The organism is Burkholderia plantarii (assembly GCF_001411805.1).
GTDB classification, from domain to species: domain Bacteria; phylum Pseudomonadota; class Gammaproteobacteria; order Burkholderiales; family Burkholderiaceae; genus Burkholderia; species Burkholderia plantarii.
The window spans coordinates 3,104,906-3,121,749 of the sequence record NZ_CP007213.1 but is presented as its reverse complement, the minus strand read 5'-3'; the positions used below and the strand labels follow the sequence as shown (position 1 = coordinate 3,121,749).

At 70.2% G+C, this 16,844-nt stretch carries 15 protein-coding genes; 8 read left to right on the top strand and 7 right to left on the bottom strand.

The annotated features are described in order from the left end of the window. The first annotated feature begins 18 nt into the window (after positions 1 to 18). The gene (locus bpln_RS29960) at positions 19 to 2,616 is read left to right on the top strand and encodes a fimbria/pilus outer membrane usher protein (protein ID WP_055140850.1); all 2,598 of its coding nucleotides are present in this window, start codon (positions 19 to 21) and stop codon (positions 2,614 to 2,616) included. A 283-nt stretch (positions 2,617 to 2,899) separates the two neighbouring features. Here bpln_RS29960 and bpln_RS29955 read toward each other — a convergent pair whose 3' ends face one another. Continuing rightward, entirely contained in the window at positions 2,900 to 3,754 is an 855-nt protein-coding gene (locus bpln_RS29955) for an alpha/beta fold hydrolase (RefSeq protein ID WP_055140849.1), read from the bottom strand. A gap of 333 nt (positions 3,755 to 4,087) precedes the next feature. Here bpln_RS29955 and bpln_RS29950 point away from each other — a divergent pair, with 333 nt between their 5' ends. Further along, positions 4,088 to 4,948 (top strand): MurR/RpiR family transcriptional regulator, encoded by an 861-nt coding sequence (locus bpln_RS29950; protein WP_055140848.1) that lies wholly within the window; start codon positions 4,088 to 4,090, stop codon positions 4,946 to 4,948. 64 nt (positions 4,949 to 5,012) lie between these two features. Here the strand turns inward: bpln_RS29950 and bpln_RS36890 are convergent, their stop codons facing one another. Beyond that, positions 5,013 to 5,183, bottom strand: a complete 171-nt coding sequence (locus tag bpln_RS36890; protein ID WP_158336120.1) for a hypothetical protein — start codon at positions 5,181 to 5,183, stop codon at positions 5,013 to 5,015. 167 nt (positions 5,184 to 5,350) lie between these two features. Here bpln_RS36890 and bpln_RS29945 point away from each other — a divergent pair, with 167 nt between their 5' ends. Continuing rightward, a complete protein-coding gene (locus bpln_RS29945; RefSeq protein WP_042628741.1) occupies positions 5,351 to 5,614 on the top strand; it encodes a YodC family protein in 264 nt (87 codons plus the stop codon). A 445-nt stretch (positions 5,615 to 6,059) separates the two neighbouring features. On the opposite strand, the gene bpln_RS29940 is transcribed toward bpln_RS29945, so the two are convergent. Beyond that, complete coding sequence (locus tag bpln_RS29940; protein WP_042628740.1) at positions 6,060 to 6,383, bottom strand: superinfection immunity protein; 324 nt, start codon at positions 6,381 to 6,383, stop codon at positions 6,060 to 6,062. 122 nt (positions 6,384 to 6,505) lie between these two features. After that, a complete protein-coding gene (locus tag bpln_RS29935; RefSeq protein WP_055140847.1) occupies positions 6,506 to 6,901 on the bottom strand; it encodes a rhodanese-like domain-containing protein in 396 nt (131 codons plus the stop codon). Between the two features lie 109 nt (positions 6,902 to 7,010). On the opposite strand from bpln_RS29935, the gene ftrA reads away from it, so the two are divergent. From ftrA to bpln_RS29915, 4 genes are all read left to right on the top strand, one after another. Then, positions 7,011 to 7,967, top strand: a complete 957-nt coding sequence (ftrA, locus tag bpln_RS29930; RefSeq protein ID WP_055140846.1) for a transcriptional regulator FtrA — start codon at positions 7,011 to 7,013, stop codon at positions 7,965 to 7,967. A gap of 222 nt (positions 7,968 to 8,189) precedes the next feature. Then, the gene (locus bpln_RS29925; RefSeq protein WP_042629596.1) at positions 8,190 to 9,641 is read left to right on the top strand and encodes a M20 family metallopeptidase; all 1,452 of its coding nucleotides are present in this window, start codon (positions 8,190 to 8,192) and stop codon (positions 9,639 to 9,641) included. Positions 9,642 to 9,831: 190 nt separating this feature from the next. Beyond that, positions 9,832 to 10,320, top strand: coding sequence for a GNAT family N-acetyltransferase (locus bpln_RS29920; RefSeq protein ID WP_055140845.1), 489 nt, complete (start codon positions 9,832 to 9,834; stop codon positions 10,318 to 10,320). Between the two features lie 65 nt (positions 10,321 to 10,385). Then, positions 10,386 to 10,604 carry a DUF1653 domain-containing protein gene (locus tag bpln_RS29915; protein WP_042628736.1) on the top strand — a complete coding sequence of 73 codons (219 nt, stop codon included), beginning with the start codon at positions 10,386 to 10,388 and terminating at the stop codon, positions 10,602 to 10,604. 29 nt (positions 10,605 to 10,633) lie between these two features. On the opposite strand, the gene bpln_RS29910 is transcribed toward bpln_RS29915, so the two are convergent. Further along, positions 10,634 to 11,854, bottom strand: coding sequence for a winged helix-turn-helix domain-containing protein (locus bpln_RS29910; RefSeq protein ID WP_042629595.1), 1,221 nt, complete (start codon positions 11,852 to 11,854; stop codon positions 10,634 to 10,636). Between the two features lie 472 nt (positions 11,855 to 12,326). Continuing rightward, positions 12,327 to 13,724, bottom strand: a complete 1,398-nt coding sequence (locus tag bpln_RS29905; RefSeq protein ID WP_042628735.1) for an MFS transporter — start codon at positions 13,722 to 13,724, stop codon at positions 12,327 to 12,329. 917 nt (positions 13,725 to 14,641) lie between these two features. Here bpln_RS29905 and treA point away from each other — a divergent pair. After that, on the top strand, positions 14,642 to 16,222 hold the full coding sequence (gene treA, locus bpln_RS29900; RefSeq protein WP_244131991.1) for an alpha,alpha-trehalase TreA: 1,581 nt from the start codon (positions 14,642 to 14,644) through the stop codon (positions 16,220 to 16,222). A gap of 121 nt (positions 16,223 to 16,343) precedes the next feature. Here the strand turns inward: treA and bpln_RS29895 are convergent, their stop codons facing one another. After that, positions 16,344 to 16,745 carry a winged helix-turn-helix domain-containing protein gene (locus bpln_RS29895; RefSeq protein WP_055140843.1) on the bottom strand — a complete coding sequence of 134 codons (402 nt, stop codon included), beginning with the start codon at positions 16,743 to 16,745 and terminating at the stop codon, positions 16,344 to 16,346. Positions 16,746 to 16,844: the final 99 nt, after the last annotated feature.

Sequence of the window (16,844 nt, the reverse complement as noted above, 5' to 3'; positions counted from 1 at the left end):
AATCGATCGGCTATCGTCATGCAGCGTTCCTACAGATTGCCCTTGCCGGTACGCTGCCGTGCGCGTCCGTGTCATCTGCTCGCGCTGTCGCTGTTCGTGTCCGCCGCGGCGGCGGCGCAGTCGAACCCGTCGCAGGTCGCGGAAGTCCGCTTCAACGACACGTTCCTGCGGCGCCCCGGGGCGCCGCGCATCGACGTGAGCCGCTTCGACAAGGGCAATCCGGCGATGCCGGGCACCTACCTCGCGGATCTCTACGTCAACCAGAACTGGCTCGGCCGTACCGACGTCACGCTGAAGCAGGTCGGCGGCCGGCCCGACGACGTGCGGGCCTGCTTCGACCGCGAATTGCTGCAGCGGGTGGGGGTGGCGCTCGCCCGGCTGTCGCCGCAGGCCAGCGCGAAACTGGCCACCGCCGGGACCGGCGCCTGCGTCACGCTCGACGAACTGGTACCCGACGCCAGCGCCGTGTTCGACAACGGTGCGCAGCGGCTCGACGTCAGCGTGCCGCAGGCGTTCCAGAGCCGCGACGCGCGCGGCTACGTCGATCCGCGCTACTGGGACGACGGCGTGCCGGCCGCGCTGCTGCAATACAACGCGAACGTCTACCGTTCGGACGGCCAGGGGGAGGCGTCGACGCAGGCCTACCTCGGGATGACCGCCGGATTCAATGTCGGGCCGTGGCGCTTCCGGCACAACGGCAATCTGACCTACAGCTCGCGGGTCGGCACGCACTACCAGTCGATCCAGACGAACGTGCAGCGCTCGATCGCGCGGCTCAAGAGCCAGCTCGTGATCGGCGAGGCATACACCGACGGCGCGATGTTCGACAGCGTCGGGTTCCGCGGCGTGCGGCTCGTGAGCGACGAGCGCATGTATCCGGAGTCGCAGCGCGGCTATGCGCCGACCGTGCATGGCATCGCCAACAGCAACGCGCTGGTGCAGGTGCGGCAGAACGGCAACATCATCTACAGCACCAACGTCGCGGCCGGCCCGTTCGTGATCGACGACCTCTATCCAACCGGATACGGCGGCGATCTCGAGGTCGTGGTGACCGAGGCCGACGGCGGCATCCACACGTTCAAGGTGCCGTATGCCTCGACCGTGGATGCGTTGCGGCCCGGCATCACGCATTTCAGCGTGACGGCCGGCCAATACCGCGATGCGGCGCTGTCGAGCCGGCCCGCGCTGTTCCAGGCCACCATCCGGCATGGCTTCACGAACCTGCTGACGGCCTACGGCGGCGTGACGGCCACGCCGGGCTATGTCGCCGGCCTGATCGGGGTGGCGCTCAACACGCGCTTCGGCGCGTTCAGCCTCGACGTCACGCGCGCCAACACGAGCCTGCCGGGCGGCAGCACGCGCCATGGCCAGAGCGTGAAGTTCTCGTACAGCAAGCTGATCGCCCCGACCTCCACCAACATCACGGTGGCCGCCTACCGCTATTCGAGCAGCGGCTACCTGAGCCTGCGCGACGCGATGCAGCTGCGCGATCCGTCGACCGACCGGACCGACGGGCCGTGGCGCGGCGGCATCCTGCGCGGGCAACTGCAGGTCACGGTGAACCAGGCGCTGCCGTCGGGATGGGGATCGTTCTACGCGTCGGGTTCGACGGTCAGCTACTGGAACCGGCACGGCACCGACACGCAGTTCCAGGCCGGCTACAACAACAACTTCCGGCGCATCAACTTCGGCGTGGCCGTGGCGCGCCAGTTCGATGCCACGCGCCGCCGCTGGGACAACCGGGTGATGCTGAACGTCTCGATGCCGCTTGGCGGCGGCAGCCGTCCGGTCTACGCGTCGACCAACCTGCAGCGCGATTCGAGCGGCGAGACCACGTTGCAGCAGTCGCTGGCGGGCACGCTCGGCGTGGCCAACCAACTGAACTACGGCGTCAACCTCGGCCGCGCGAGCGGCGGCGGCGGGGGCGCGGCCGTCAACGTGGGCGGCAACGTGTCGTATCTGTCGCGCTACGCGACGCTGACGGTGAACGCGTCGAAAGGCACGGGTTTCACGCAATACGGCGGCGGCATGTCGGGCGGCGTGGTGGCCTACGCGGGCGGCGTCGCGTTCACGCCGAGCATGAGCGAGACGGTGGCGATCGTCGAGGCGAAGGGCGCGAGCGGCGCGCGCGTGACGTCCGGCAGCGGCCTGCGCATCGATCCGTTCGGGCACGCGATCGTGTCGAGCCTGATGCCGTTCGAGACCAACGAGGTCGAGATCGACCCGAAGGGCCTGCCGATGAGCGTCGAACTGAAATCGACTACGCAGCACGCGGTGCCGACGGCGGGTGCGGTGGTGCGGCTGCGCTTCAAGACGGAGGGCGGCGGGCGGTCCGTGATCATGCGGATCCGGACCCGCGACGGCAAGCCGGTGCCGTTCGGCGCCGAAGTGTTCGACGCGAAAGGGCAGCACGCGGGCACCGTCGCGCAGATGGGCAGCGTCGTGTTGCGCGGCGTGAAGACGAATGCGGGCACGCTGCGGGTGAAGTGGGGGACGGCGGCTTCGGAGGGCTGCACGGTGTCGTACCAGCTGCCGGTCGCGAAGCACGAGCCCGCGACGCGTTGGACGGCCACGCACGCGGTGTGCGTGGCCGATCCGGCGGTGCAGGGGAAGTAGTCGGTGGCGGAGGCGGGGCGACGCGGTTGACGATGGCCTGCGGCCGGCGCTTGGTGCGGCCGGTCCGAGCGCGTGCGAATCTTGCGGGCTCGTGGCGCGGCGGGTTGCCGGGCGAGCGGGCGATGTCCCGGGCACCGGGGTGCGGATGGGGCGGCTGCAGCGTTGCCTGCCGGAGAGCGGCCCGCCCGCCACGCCGCCACGCCGATACGCCGCCACGCCGATACGCCGATACGCCGATACGCCGATACGCCGATACGCCGATACGCCGATACGCCCAGGCCGCTCAGCGACCGACCTCGCCGAGAAACGCCGCCACCGCCTCGAGCACGGCCGGCATCGCCTCGCGGTGCGGAACGTGCGCGCAGCCGGGCAACAGCACGACGCGCACCGGCCCCGGCACGCGTTCGGCGATGCGGGCCGGGTGGCGCGGCGAGCCGTATTCGTCGTGTTCACCGTGCAGCGCGAGCACCGGGCAGCGGATGCGCGCGAGCGTTGCGTCGAGCGTCCAGCCGCCGAAGGCCGGATCGAGCCAGGTGTCGATCCAGGCGTCGAGTACCCAGCGCGCGCGTTCGCCGTGATGCCGCCGCAGCCGCTCGAACTGCCCGGGCAGCGCGAACGCCTCGCGCGCCGCGCGGATGCCGTCGAGCGTGCGGTCCTCGACGAACGCCTGCGCCGCGATCGTCACCAGCGCCTCGCAGCACGCCGGTTCGGCGGCCGCGAAGCCGGCGGCCATCCCGCCGCCCACGCTGTGGCCGAGCGCGACGAAACGCGAAAAGCCGAACGCCTGCCGCAGCGCCGGCAGCGCGAGGCGCGCCTCGTCCTCGATGAAGCTCGCGGCGAGCGGGCCGCGGGCCGGCGCCGAGCGGCCGAAGCCGGCGCGGTCGTAGGCGATCACGTCGCGGCCGGTGGCGCGCGCGAGCGCGGCGGGGAAGTCGCGCCAGAGCGCGACGCAGCCGAGCGAGTCGTGAAGCAGCACGATCGGCGCGGCGGCGTCGTTGAGGTCCGGCCCGGTGTGGAGGCGGCGGGCCTCGCCGGCGGGTTGGGCGGGCGGGGCGCCCCGCGTGGCCTGAGCGGCCGGCCAGCGCTGCGCGAACAGCTGGCCTGACGGCGTGGCGATCCTGCGAATCTCGTCGGTCATCGAAAGTCTGGCCGGATCCGGGCCGGCGCATTGCCTGCTTGCTGACATCGGCCGGGAAACCGTTTTGCATCAGGGGCTTGGCGCGCCGGTGCGCAGGATATCCACAAGCTTGCCAACAAAAAGCGGGGATAACTGGCGGCGCCGCCACGGCCGGCCGGGCTCGACGCAATGTAGCAGAAACGCCGCGCGTCACGCCGCGCCGCCAGGCTTCGCCGATGCCCGCGCGGCGCGTTTTCCCGCGGTCCGCCGCGCCGTTCGCGGGTTCAGCGGCCCCCGGGCGGGCGGCGCGCGACCCGGTGATACCATGGGCGCCCGCTCCTGCCCCTCGTGACGATGCCCGCCAATTTCGACGAACTCGCGCTCCTGATCCGGACGCAATTTTCCGAACTGAGTCCGCAATTCCAGGTGGGCGCCGCGTTCCTGCTCGATCATCCCGACGAGGTCGCGGTGTCGTCGATGCGCAAGCTCGCGCAGCGCGCGCAGGTGCAGCCGGCCTCGCTGGTGCGGCTCGCGCAGCAGTTCGGTTTCCCCGGCTGGAACGAGTTGCGCGACCTGTTCGTGGCGCGCGTGCGCACGCGCCACGCGCCGATGACGCAGCGCGCGCGCTCGCTCGTGAAGCCGGGCGCGAAGGCCTCGCTGTCGCATGACCTGCTCGCCGCGCAGCAGCAGAACCTGGCCGACACGGCCACGCGCAACGAGCGCGCGATCGCCGAGGCGGCGCGGCTGATCCGCAAGGCGCGGCACGTCCACGTGGCGGGCTTTCGCTCCTGCTATCCGGTCGCGTTCGGCTTCGTCTACGCGTACCGGCTGTTCCGGCCCAGCGTGTCGCTGCTCGCGGGCGTAGCCGGTTCGCTCGAGATGGACCTGCGCGCGATCGGCAAGACCGGCGTGACCGTGATCGTCAGCTTCGCGCCGTACTCGACCGAGGCCACGCGCGTGGCGAACATCGCGCGCGAGCGCGGCAGCCGGATCGTGGCGATCACCGACAGCGCCGCGTCGCCGGTCGCGCTGGCCGCCGACGCGACGCTGATCTTCGGGCACGACAGCCCGTCGTTCTTCCCGTCGCTGGTGGCCGCGCACGCGCTGGCCGAGGCGCTGGTCGCCCAGTTGCTGGCGCTGGAGGGCGGCGAGGCCGTGGCCGCGCTCGAACGCGCGGAATCGGAACTGCATGCGCGCGGCGCCTATACGGGCTGAGACGGGCCGCCCCCCGAGTCCGCGACCCGTCGTCGGAAACCGTTCCATTCGTGGCAGCCAAATGTCATGGCGAGAAAACCCCGGCGATATTTTCAGCGTCGCGTTTTTCAAACTTTGACATTTTCGAGCGGAACGATTTCAACGGAATAATCCAATTCGGCGATTCGGTATTACGAAAAAGCCGGATCAAAACCCGGCAATCCGGACAGGTCGAAGCGGCAACGATGGCGTCCATCAAACGCTTTGCTGGCAAGGAAGACAGGTTGGTGACCGGGTTTCCGTCAGTTCGTCTAAGTGAAGCAGAAAAGACCGCTTGTCCTCGAATAATTTCGTTGCTAGTCTGCTCGAAACCGACAAATCGAGCGCTCGCCCGATAATCGGGTTACGAGAGAGATTAGGGCCATGACAACACTTCACGATATCCGTGCCGCGTCGCCGCGCATTGGCGACGTCGTGACGCTCAAGACCGGCGGAGCCCGGATGACGGTCACCTACGTCGGCATCGCCGGCGAGCAGCCATACCTCACCTGCCAGTGGTTCGACGCCAGCGGCGAATTCTGCCAGCAGCGCTTCGCGGTGGACGCCGTCGTGCGCGAGCCGACCACCATCACGGCCGGCCGCGCGAGCCTGCGCCGGTTCGGCACCCCGGACGGGATGGCGCTCTGAGCGCGCCACGGCCGGTGCGGGCGTCGCGCGTGGGCAAGCACGTGTACGACACATCCGGCCACGCCGTGCGGTAAGCCGCGGCATCGATGCGCCTGCCCGCCCGAGCGGGCGCCGGCGGACCGACCGCCATGTCGAAACGAATCGAAAACGCGCCCGTTCAGGGCGCGTTTTCATTGGGGATGGCCTCGCGCGCGGCCCTGTTCCCCGACCGCATTTCCCTGCTCGCGGTTCCAGCCGCCGTGAACTCGCGCAGGTGCGCGGCGCGACGGCCGCTTGCCCCGCGCCTGACCGCCGGCGGGACGGCTGGCGCGGCCATGCCATCGCTAGGCGCGGGCGGCGGACTCCGGCGCCGGGGGCGGGCGAGGCGGGCGGTTCGGGCTTCGGTGGGTGACGCGGGGCGGGCGCTACGCGGTCGGTGCCACGGGGAAATCCGGGGACGGCGGGCTCAGCGGTCCTGCTTTTCGATCCAGGCTTGCTGGAGGGCGACGCGGCGTTGCACGCGGTCGACGAGGCCCGTCGAGAACGTGCTCATGCTGATCGAGCGGCGCGTCTGCACGATCGCCCCGGCGAGGTTCTTGGCCGGGTTCGGCTGGCGCGCCCAATAGAGCGTCATCGCCCAGCCCACCACGGTCCAGCCGAACAGGGCGTTGAACAGCGCGAGCGTCAGCTTGTCGTGTCGACCGCGGCGGTCGGCGACGATGGCCGGCAGAAAGTAGACCGCGATTGCGATTACGGCCCCGACGATCTGGATCAGGATTTTCATCTGCATGGGTGCTTCTCCTTCCGTGTTGCAGTGCGACGAAGTCGACTGAAGTGGGACAGATTGTCGCGCTTTTTCGGATGTTGTGCCGGCAACTAATTGTTGCGTTTCCGTAGATGATCATGGTCGGTCTACCGTTCGGTCACCAATTCGAAGCGCTCGTCGAGCCACCCCGTAACCCCGCCTGCCATAAGCTTCACGGGCCTTTCGGCCCGCGCCAGGCGCAGTGCCGCGCGGGCCGCGCCGTTGCAGTGCGGCCCCGCGCAATAGACGACGAATATCGTCCCGATTGGAAAATTCGATAGGCGGCTCGCGACGATCTTGCGGTGCGGAAGATTGATCGCGCCCTCGATATGGCCGGCGGCGAACAGATCGGGGCTGCGCACGTCGAGCAGGACGAAATCGGGCGCGCCGGAGGCGAGCGCATGGCGGACGTCCCAGCAATCGGTCTCGAACCGCAGCGTGGCGGCGAAATGCTCGGCGGCGGCCGCGCTGTCGGCGGCGGGAATCTCGGTGACGAACGACATGTTTGGGGCTCCTGGTGGTGGCGAAAGGCCGGGTGACTGCGTGCCAGTATCGGGGTCGCACGATCGCGGCGACACTGGCGCGATCGACAACTTCCGGTAACATCGCGCCATGCCTGATCATCTCGTCGTCGCGCTCGCCTACGACCGTCTCTGCACCTTCGAATTCGGTTGCGTGGTCGAGCTGTTCGCGCTGCCGCGTCCCGAACTCGAGGTCGCCTGGTACCGCTTCGCGGTCTGCGCGGCCGAGACCGGGCCGATCCGCGCGGCGGGCGGCATCACCGTGGCCGCGCCGCACCGGCTCGCGCTGCTCGACCGCGCCGACACCATCGTGATTCCCGGCTGGCGCGATCCCGACGAGGTGCCGCCCGAGCCGCTGCTGCGCAAGCTGCGCGCGGCGCACCGGCGTGGCGCGCGGCTCTGTTCGATCTGCTCGGGCGTGTTCGTGCTGGCGGCGGCGGGCGTGCTCGACGGCCTGACCGTGACCACCCACTGGCGCTACGTGGAGAAACTGCGCGCGCGTTATCCGGCGCTGCGCGTGAATCCGGACGCGCTGTACGTGGACGGGGGGCGCGTGATCACGTCGGCCGGCTCGGCCGCGGGGCTCGACATGCTGATGCACGTGGTGCGCCGCGACCACGGCAGCGCGATCGCCAACCGCGTCGCGCAGCGGCTGGTGCTGCCGCCGCACCGCGACGGCGGGCAGGCGCAGTTCGTGCCGCGGCCGGTGGCGCCGGACGGCCAGGACCGGCTCGCGAAGCTGATCGACTGGATGCGCGAGCACGCGGCCGAGCCGCATACGCTGGCCGCGCTCGCGCGGCGCGCCGCGATGAGCCCGCGCACGCTGCAGCGGCAGTTTCGCGACGCGACCGGGCTCGCCCCCTATGCGTGGCTGATCCGCGAGCGCGTCGGGGTCGCCAAGGAGATGCTGGAGATGAATCCCGCGCTGCCGCTCGCGCAGGTGGCTGCGCTCGCGGGCTTCGGCTCCGAGGAATCGCTGCGGCGCCATTTCCGGCGCGTCGCGGCGACGAGCCCGGCCGCGTACCGGCGCGGGTTCGACGCGCGCTGATCGATACGGCCCGTCATCTCGAAGCTCGCGCGGCACCGCTTCGCTCACCGGGTTCCGTTCGCCTTGCCGCTGTCGCCTCGCACCCGCTTCGCCGGCCACGCCCGATTCGCGCCGGCGCTGCGCCCCGTCATCGCCGGACCCGCCGCGATGTTCCTTCCCGGCCGCCAGCCCCCGCATCGGCGCTATCATCGTTGCTTCGCCCCCACCGATTCCGACACGATCATGACAAGCCCCGCCGACACCACGATCGATCACGGCCGTCTGGCCGATTTCATCGAGCGCAAATGGAACGACGAGATCGTTCACGAGCTGACCGCCTACATCGCGATCCCGGCCAAGAGCCCCGCGTTCGACCCCGACTGGCAGCAGCGCGGGCTGCTCGAACGCGTGGTGGTGGACGCCGCGCAGTGGGCCGAGCGCCAGCCGGTGCGCGGCCTCACGCTCGAGATCGTCCGGCTGCCCGGCCGCACGCCGGTGATCTTCTTCGACGCGCCGGCCACCCGCTCGGGTACCACCGAAACGATCCTGCTCTACGGCCATCTCGACAAGCAGCCCGAGTTCGACGGCTGGCGCGCCGATCTGGGCCCGTGGACGCCGAAGTACGAAAGCGGCAAGCTCTACGGCCGCGGCGGCGCCGACGACGGCTACGCGATCTACGCGAGCCTGACGGCGCTGGCCGCGCTCGACGCGCAGGGCATCGAGCGCCCGCGCTGCGTGGGCCTGATCGAGACCTGCGAGGAATCGGGCAGCTTCGACCTGCTGCCCTACGTCGATGCGCTGCGCGACCGGCTCGGCAAGGTCGGTCTGGTGGTCTGCCTCGATTCGGGCGCCGGCAATTACGACCAGCTGTGGCTGACCACCTCGCTGCGCGGCCTCGTCTCCGGCGAACTGCAGGTGGAAGTGCTCGACGAAGGGCTGCACTCGGGCGTGTTCGGCGGCATCGCGCCGTCGAGCTTCCGGATCATGCGGCAGCTGTTCGAGCGGCTCGAGGACGCCGCGAGCGGCAGCCTGCTGCCGCGAGTCTTCCATTGCGAGGTGCCGGCCGGCCGCGTGCGCGAGACCGACGCGGCCGCGGCGATCCTCGGCGACCTGGTCTGGAAGGGGCTGCCCTGGGCCTGCGGCCAGGACGGCCGCCCGGTGCTGCCCACCACCACCGATCCGCGCGAGGCGCTGCTCAATTCGACCTGGCGGCCCTCGCTGGCCGTGACCGGCGCGGGCGGCCTGCCGCCGCTCGACAACGCCGGCAACGTGCTGCGGCCGAGGACGGCGTTCAAGCTGTCGCTGCGGCTGCCGCCGCTCGTCGACGCGGCGCCGGCGGTGCAGGAGTTGAAGCGCCTGCTCGAACTCGATCCGCCCTACAACGCGAAGGTCACGTTCAAGCCCGACGCGGGCGCGGCCACCGGCTGGAACGCGCCCGAACTCGCGCCGTGGCTGGCCGCGTCGCTCGACGAGGCGTCGCGCCGCCACTTCGGCGCCGACTGCGCCTACATGGGCCTGGGCGGCACGATCCCGCTGATGAACGTGCTGCAGGAGGGCTTCCCGTCCGCGCAGTTCATGGTGTGCGGCGTGCTGGGGCCGAAATCGAACGCGCACGGGCCGAACGAATTCCTGCATGTGCCGTATGCGAAGAAGCTGACGGCGGCCGTGGCCGACGTGATCGCCGCCACGCGCTGAGCGGCGCGGCCGGGGCGTGGCGGCTGCCGCGTTGCCCGGCCGGTACCCGTCATGATGGTCGTGCCTCGCGGCGGCCGGTGTCGTCGCCGGCCGCCATTTACATGCCGCGACGATCGCCGGCCAGCCGCGGGATCTCGCGATCTCGCCGTTTTCCGCCGCCGCGCGCCGTGATCTCCAAGGAGTCTTCCCGATGAGCGCTTCTTCATCGCCCGCGCTGCGCATTTCGACCGACCGGCGCGAACTCGACGTCGACACGATCCACGCGTTCCTGCGCGACCACGCGCCCTGGGCGCTCGGCATCCCGCGCGAGGTGGTGCGGCAGTCGATCGACGGCTCGCTCTGCTTCGGCGCGTTCGTCGGCGACACGTTCGTCGGCTTCGCGCGACTCGTCACCGATCTCGCGACCTTCGGCTATCTCTGCGACGTGTTCGTGCTGCCGGCGCATCGCGGCCACGGTTATGCGCGCGTGCTGATCGACACGATATTCGCCGATCCGCGCGTGACGAAGCTGCGCCGCGTCGCGCTCGTCACGAGCGACGCGCACGGACTCTACGCGCCGGCCGGGTTCGCGGCGCCCGCGCATCCGGAGCGCTGGATGGAACTGCATCGCCCCGACGTTTATCGGGCCGACGCACGGGCGGAGGTTCGGACCGACCCGCCGCCGATCGAGCCGCGCTGAGCGTCGCGCACGGCGCGTCTGCCTCTACAATGCGGTCCTCGCATTTCGATGGAGCATCGACCAGCATGACCGAGCAGGAAGCCGAACAGATCGCCACCCACCGCCACTACAAGGGCGGCCTCTACCGCGTGATCGGCACCGCGCGCCATTCGGAGACGGAGGAGCCGCACGTCGTCTACGAACATCTCTGGCCGCACGAGCGCGGCCTGTGGGTGCGCCCCGAATCCATTTTTCACGACACGCTGGCCGACGGCCGCCCGCGCTTCCTCAAGCTGCGCGACTAGTTGTCGGCCGCCGGTCCCGGCCGCCGCGCTCAACATCCGGCGAGCGCGGCCTTCAGTTCGCGCGGCGCGTCGCCCACCGCTACCTCGGGCGTCGCGTGCCAGTCCGCCAGCCGGCGGATCGCGCGCGCGACGTCGGCCGTGAGCCCGCTGCCGAGCTTCACGCCCGGCTCGACATGCACGGCCTTCAGCTCGAACACGCCCTGTGCGCGATGCGCCTTGGCGTCCACGCGCCCGACCAGCTTGCCGCGATGCAGCACCGGCAGGCAGAAGTAGCCGTAGCGGCGCTTGTGCGCGGGCGTGTAGCACTCGATCGTGTAGTCGAAGTCGAACAGCTGCGAGGCGCGCCGCCGGTCCCAGACCACCGGATCGAACGGCGAGAGCAGCGTGGTCACCGACGAGCGCAGCGTGTCGTCGGCCGCGCGCGCGAGCAGCGGCGCGAGATCGCGATGCACGAACGCGTCCTCCTTCCAGCCCTCCACGGCCACCGGCAGCAGTTCGCCCGCGTCGGCCAGCGCATGCAGCTCGTTGCGATAGGCTCGCTTGGGCAGCCGGTAGTAATCGGCCACCCAGTCCGCGCGCGCGATGCCGAGCGCGCGGCAGGTGTTGCGCAGCAGTTGCGGCAGCACGCCGTCGGGCGCGGGCAGGTCGCGCGCGTCGTCCCAGTGCGGCAGCACGCGTTCCCATACGTCGTAGATGCGCTGGAAATTGCGGCGCGCGGCCACCATCAGCTGCCCGGTCGAGAACAGCACCTCCAGGTGCCGCTTCTCCGGTTTCCAGTCCCACCAGCCGCTGCCCTTCTCGCCGGCCTCGCGCGCGAAATCGGCCGAGCGCACCGGCCCCGTCGCGCGCACGCGTTCGAGCAGCGCGTCGATCGCGTCGCGATGCTCGTCGTGCCAGCCCGCCGCGTATTTCCAGCCCATGCCCTGCGGGTTGAGCATGCGGTGGCGCATCAGCCCGAACGCCTCGATCGGCAGGAAGCAGGCTTCGTGCGACCAGTATTCGAACAGGCTCGCCTCGGCCAGATGCTCGTCGAGCCACTGCGGCTCGTAGGGGCCGAGCCGGCTGAACAGCACGAGATAGGGGCTGCGCGCGACCACGTGGATCGTGTCGATCTGCAATTGCGCCATGCGGCGGATCGCGTCGAGCACGTCGGCCTTGACGGCCTTGCGGCGCGGCGCGGTGAGCAGGCCCTGGGCGGACAGGTGCAGCGAACGGGCGGCGTTGAGCGAGAGCGAAGGGAGTGCGGTCACGGCGGCGAGGGCGGGGCGGGCGTGGGAACGGGAGGCATCACTGTAGCGCGATTCGGCGAAATTCGGCGACGCCGTCCGCACGCGCGGCGCGGCGCGCGCGACACGCTCGCGCCACACATCTGACAATCGTTGACAGATCGGCGCGGCGAGTTTCCCTATAGTGGCAAGCATGCCGTGACGGTTCATCGTCATCGGTTCGCTCCCGACGCACATATGTCAATGGCACGCAGGGCGCGAATCCGGGCGTCGTGACGCTGTCGCAAACCCGGACTCATTGACGCGGACATCCGAACGGTCTTCGACCGGACGTGGATGTCCGCCGATTTCTTTTGGTGCGCGGGATGGTGTCCGGCACCGGTGGCTGGCGGCTCGGCCGCAACGGCTTCAGCTTCTCACGGCGTTCTGCCGCTTCCCGTTCCGCTTTTCATTCCGTTGCTCGTCTGCGCCGCGGCGCGCCGAACCGTACCGCGCATCAGCCGCGCTTGCCGCGCGCGATCTCGTCGCCGGCGTTCGGGGCGAGGCGGCGCGTGACCGGGATCGACGCGAACGAGCAGAGCCCCACCACCAGGAACGCCGGCCAGAAATCCGACCACTGCACCGACGGATGGCCGCGCAGCGCCACCGACAGATGCAGCACGATGCCGGCCACCGTCACGCCGAGGCCCAGCGACATCTGCTGGACCACGCTGCCGAGGCTGGTGGCGCGACCGATGTCGCGCGGCGCGATCTCGGCGTAGATCACCGAGTTGAGGCTGGTGAACTGCAGCGCGGGGAACACGCCGCCCACCAGCACGATCACCCAGATCGCCCACATCGGCATGCCCGGATAGAACGTGCCGTACATCGCGATCGCGAGGCCGGCCAGCGCGGCGTTCACCATCAGCACGCGGCGAAAGCCGTACTGGCGCAGCAGCTTCTGCGACAGCAGCCGCGATAGCGCGCCGCCCACCGCCGACGCGCAGGTCACGAGCCCCGAGGTGAACGCGCTCATGCCGAGCCCTTCCTGCAGCGTCAGCGGCAGCAGGAACGGCACGGCGCCGAGCCCGATGCGAAACAGCGAGCCGCCCACCACGCTCGCATGGAAGGTGGGGATCTTCAGGAACCGCAGATCGAGCACCGGCTGCTCGGCGCGCCGCGCGTAGAGCACGTAGATGCTCAGCAGCAGGCCGCCCGCCACGCACATCAGGAACGCGGCGCGCTGGCTGACGAGCGCGCCGTCCAGCATGGTGAGCCCCATCAGCAGCAGCGAGGCGCCCGCGGCCGACAGCATGAAGCCGAACCAGTCGAGCGGCCCCGGGTTCGGCTCGTGCGTGTTGGCGATGTACTTGTTGGCGAGATAGATGCCGTAGATGCCCACCGGCACGTTGATAAAGAAGATCAGGCGCCAGTGCAGGTAGGTGGTGAGGAAGCCGCCCAGCAGCGGCCCGAACGCGGGGCCGAACAGCGCGGGCAGGCTCAGGTAGTTCATCGCACGGATCAGGTCCGAGCGCGGCACCGCGCGGAAGATGATGATGCGCCCGACCGGCACCATCATCGCGCCACCCACGCCCTGCACGAAGCGCGCGAACGTGAACAGCTCGAGGTTGGTGGAGGCCGCGCACATCAGCGAGCCGGCCACGAAGATGCCGATCGCCGTGCGGAACACGGTGCGCGCGCCGTAGCGGTCGGCCAGCCAGCCGCAGATCGGGATGAACACGCCGAGCCCCACCACGTACGCGGTGATCGCGATGTTGAGGGTGACGGGGCTGTGGCCGAAGGCCCGGGCCATCGCGGGCAACGCGGTGACGATGATGTTGGCGTCCACCGTCTCCATGAACAACGCGCAGGCGACGATCAGCGGTGCGATGAAGGGATGGACGACGGGCGGCATTGGGGGAGCGACGCGCGGCAAAGACGCCATTATTGCATCGATCCCCGCCCCCGCGTTAGCGGAACCGTCGTCGTCTAATTATTTGGACGACCGATGGAGCGCCTGCCGCGGACGGCATGCATGCTTGCTTGCCTCGTTGGTCCTGCAGGGTTCGTGACGTCGATCGGGGGAGGGCACGGCGCGGCGGGGGCTTGACGGATCGCGCGAGTCGCACGCGTGCCCTGTGAGTGCGTTGACATCAATGCCGTGTGACGCGACCGGCCGATTCCCGCCGCCGTCATGCACCGGACGCGCCGGCCTCGGGTTCCGGCGTCTGCCCGACTGCGAGTCGCGCCGCCTGCCGGCGGCGCGCCGCATGATCGCCGCGCACGAGCAAACCGGCCGGCGACGCCCGCCGCGTCATGCGGCAAGCCCCGCGCGCCTGCCTCGCGATGCCGAAAGTCGCGGCACGCGACGTGCTAGGCACGGCGCGCGGCGTGACCGGCACGGCGGGCGTGCCCGACGCGCCTGTCTCGTGCCCGCGTGAACGCCCCGCATGGCGCGCCGCGCGCGGTCGTGCCTGCGCCTGGCGCCGCTCGCGGGTCTGCCCGCCCGGTGCCGGCCATTCGCGCGAAAGCCCGCGCGCGGCGCCGCTTCCGGCGTGCCTCGTGCGCGCGGGTGACGCGGTGCGTCACGCAGGCATCGGAGTCCGTCAGGCATCATCGGGCCTCCGGATAGTCGAGAAAAAAGGAGCGAAGATGACGACCCTGCCCGAGCAGCACACCTCGAACCCCGCGCCGGAACCGGCGGTCGAAGTCTCCCTCGCCACCGTCACGAAGACGGCCGCCCGGCGCCGCACGCGGCACACCATCGGCCATCGCGCGAGTACCGCGCTCGTGCTGGCGGCCGCGTGCGTATCCCTGCCCGCCTGTTCCGACATGAACACGGCGCAGTCCGCCACGGCACCGGCCGCGCAGCGCACCGGCGACGACGCCGCGGCCGCCGCCGCGCAGCCGACCGGCGTGCTGCCGCCGCCGAGCAAGCTCTACGGCGACCTGTTCGTGGCCGTGCAGACCGCGCAGCTGTTCCCCGACCAGAAGACCTTCGTCGATTCGACGCCCGACGCGGACCCGTCCACGATCGAGCAGCTCTACGCGCAGCAGAAGGACACGCCGGGCTTCTCGCTGCGCGAGTTCGTCACGAAGCACTTCGCGCCGCCGGTGGACAGCGTGGTCACGCCGCCCGCGCACCAGACGCTGCGCGCCCACATCGACTGGCTGTGGCCGCGCCTGACGCGCAACACCGACGGCGCGCCGCGCTACGGTTCGCTGATCGCGCTGCCCAAGCCCTACGTGGTGCCGGGCGGGCGCTTCCGCGAAGGCTACTACTGGGACAGCTACTTCACGATGCTGGGCCTGCAGGAGGCCGGGCGCGAGGATCTGGTCGACGCGATGCTCGACAACTTCGCCTATCTGATCGACACGGTCGGCCACGTGCCGAACGGCAACCGCACCTACTACGCGAGCCGCTCGCAGCCGCCGTTCTTCGCCTACATGGTCGAGCTCGCGGCGCGCAAGGAGGGCGACGGCGTCTACCAGAAATACCTGCCGGCGCTGCGCAAGGAATACGCGTACTGGATGCACGGCGAGCAGAACACGCCGCGCGGCAGCGCGTCGGCGCATGTGGTGGCGATGCCCGACGGCTCGATCCTGAACCGCTACTGGGATGCGAGCGCGACGCCGCGCGACGAGTCCTATCTCGAGGACGTGCAGACCGCGCACGCGGCCGCCGGCCGGCCCGCCGCCGAGGTCTGGCGCGACCTGCGCGCCGGGGCCGAGAGCGGCTGGGACTACAGCTCGCGCTGGCTCGGCGACGGCCGCACGCTCGCCACCATCCGCACCACCGCGATCGTGCCGGTCGATCTGAACAGCCTGATGTACCACCTGGAGAAGACCATCGTGAAGGGCTGCGACGTCACGCACGACGCCGCCTGCGTGGCCGACTTCTCCGCGCGCGCCGCGCGCCGCGACGCCGCGATCAACCGCTATCTGTGGAATCCGGCCGGCTATTACGGCGACTACGACTGGCAGCTCGGCAAGCCGCGCGACGAACTGAGCGCGGCCGCGCTCTACCCGCTCTACGCGGGCGTGGCCACGCCCGAGCACGCGATCTCCACCGCGCAGCACGTGCGTGACACGCTGCTGCAGCCGGGCGGCCTCGCCACCACCACCCACAACACCGGCCAGCAATGGGACGCGCCGAACGGCTGGGCGCCGCTGCAATGGATCGCGATCCAGGGCCTCACGCGCTACGGCGAAGGCCCGCTCGCCGACGAGATCGGCAAGCGTTTCCTGGCCGACGTGAAGGGCGTGTACGGGCGCGAGGGCAAGCTGGTCGAGAAGTACGTGGTGGAGGGCGCCGGCGTGGGCGGTGGCGGGGGCGGGGAATATCCGCTGCAGGACGGCTTCGGCTGGACCAACGGCGTGACCGCGAAGCTGCTCGACCGCTACGGTCAATAATGAAACCGGCCCGCCGCCGGAATCCGGTAGCGGGCCGGTGATGGCCGGTGCGCCGGCCATGCGGTCCGCCCGATGCGGGCCGCATGAGCCGGGTGCGCCGGCGCGGCGCGTGCCGCCGCGCTCAGAAAAACGCGTGCGAAGCCGGCGCGCCCGGTTGCGGCATGCGGCGCAGCGTCGGCTCGTCGTGCGGCTCCACGTGCGTCATGGCCGCGCCGAACAGCACGAGGCGATAGCCGATCGAGTAGATCGGGATGATGCGCATGTTCTTGTCGTTGTCGAGCTTGAGCTTCGAGCGGATCCGCGAGATGTGCGTGTCCAGCGTGCGCGACGACACGCCGAGTTCGCGACCCCACACGGCTTCTTGAATCGCCTGGCGCGGCACGACCTTGTTCATGTTGTCGAGCAGGAATTCGACGACGTCGAACTCGCGCGGCGTCATGTCGATCGGCTCGCCGTCGATGTCGATCGAACGGCGGATGAAGTTGATTTTTATGTTGTCGATGTACAGATACTTGCAATCCATGATGGTCCTCGCAAATTGTCTGGTGGCCCCGGAGCGGAACGCTTAACACTCTGCAATATCCGGGCCACGCGGGTCGGGGCGGTGTGTCGGCCTCGGTCT

Bases quoted from the DNA above. Each gene is read 5' to 3' on its own strand.
- bpln_RS29960 (WP_055140850.1), top strand. From the start codon at position 19: ATGCAGCGTTCCTACAGATTGCCCTTGCCGGTACGCTGCCGTGCGCGT.
- bpln_RS29955 (WP_055140849.1), bottom strand. From the start codon at position 3,754: ATGACCGACGAGATTCGCAGGATCGCCACGCCGTCAGGCCAGCTGTTC.
- bpln_RS29950 (WP_055140848.1), top strand. From the start codon at position 4,088: ATGCCCGCCAATTTCGACGAACTCGCGCTCCTGATCCGGACGCAATTT.
- bpln_RS36890 (WP_158336120.1), bottom strand. From the start codon at position 5,183: ATGGACGCCATCGTTGCCGCTTCGACCTGTCCGGATTGCCGGGTTTTG.
- bpln_RS29945 (WP_042628741.1), top strand. From the start codon at position 5,351: ATGACAACACTTCACGATATCCGTGCCGCGTCGCCGCGCATTGGCGAC.
- bpln_RS29940 (WP_042628740.1), bottom strand. From the start codon at position 6,383: ATGCAGATGAAAATCCTGATCCAGATCGTCGGGGCCGTAATCGCAATC.
- bpln_RS29935 (WP_055140847.1), bottom strand. From the start codon at position 6,901: ATGTCGTTCGTCACCGAGATTCCCGCCGCCGACAGCGCGGCCGCCGCC.
- ftrA (WP_055140846.1), top strand. From the start codon at position 7,011: ATGCCTGATCATCTCGTCGTCGCGCTCGCCTACGACCGTCTCTGCACC.
- bpln_RS29925 (WP_042629596.1), top strand. From the start codon at position 8,190: ATGACAAGCCCCGCCGACACCACGATCGATCACGGCCGTCTGGCCGAT.
- bpln_RS29920 (WP_055140845.1), top strand. From the start codon at position 9,832: ATGAGCGCTTCTTCATCGCCCGCGCTGCGCATTTCGACCGACCGGCGC.
- bpln_RS29915 (WP_042628736.1), top strand. From the start codon at position 10,386: ATGACCGAGCAGGAAGCCGAACAGATCGCCACCCACCGCCACTACAAG.
- bpln_RS29905 (WP_042628735.1), bottom strand. From the start codon at position 13,724: ATGCCGCCCGTCGTCCATCCCTTCATCGCACCGCTGATCGTCGCCTGC.
- treA (WP_244131991.1), top strand. From the start codon at position 14,642: ATGAACACGGCGCAGTCCGCCACGGCACCGGCCGCGCAGCGCACCGGC.
- bpln_RS29895 (WP_055140843.1), bottom strand. From the start codon at position 16,745: ATGGATTGCAAGTATCTGTACATCGACAACATAAAAATCAACTTCATC.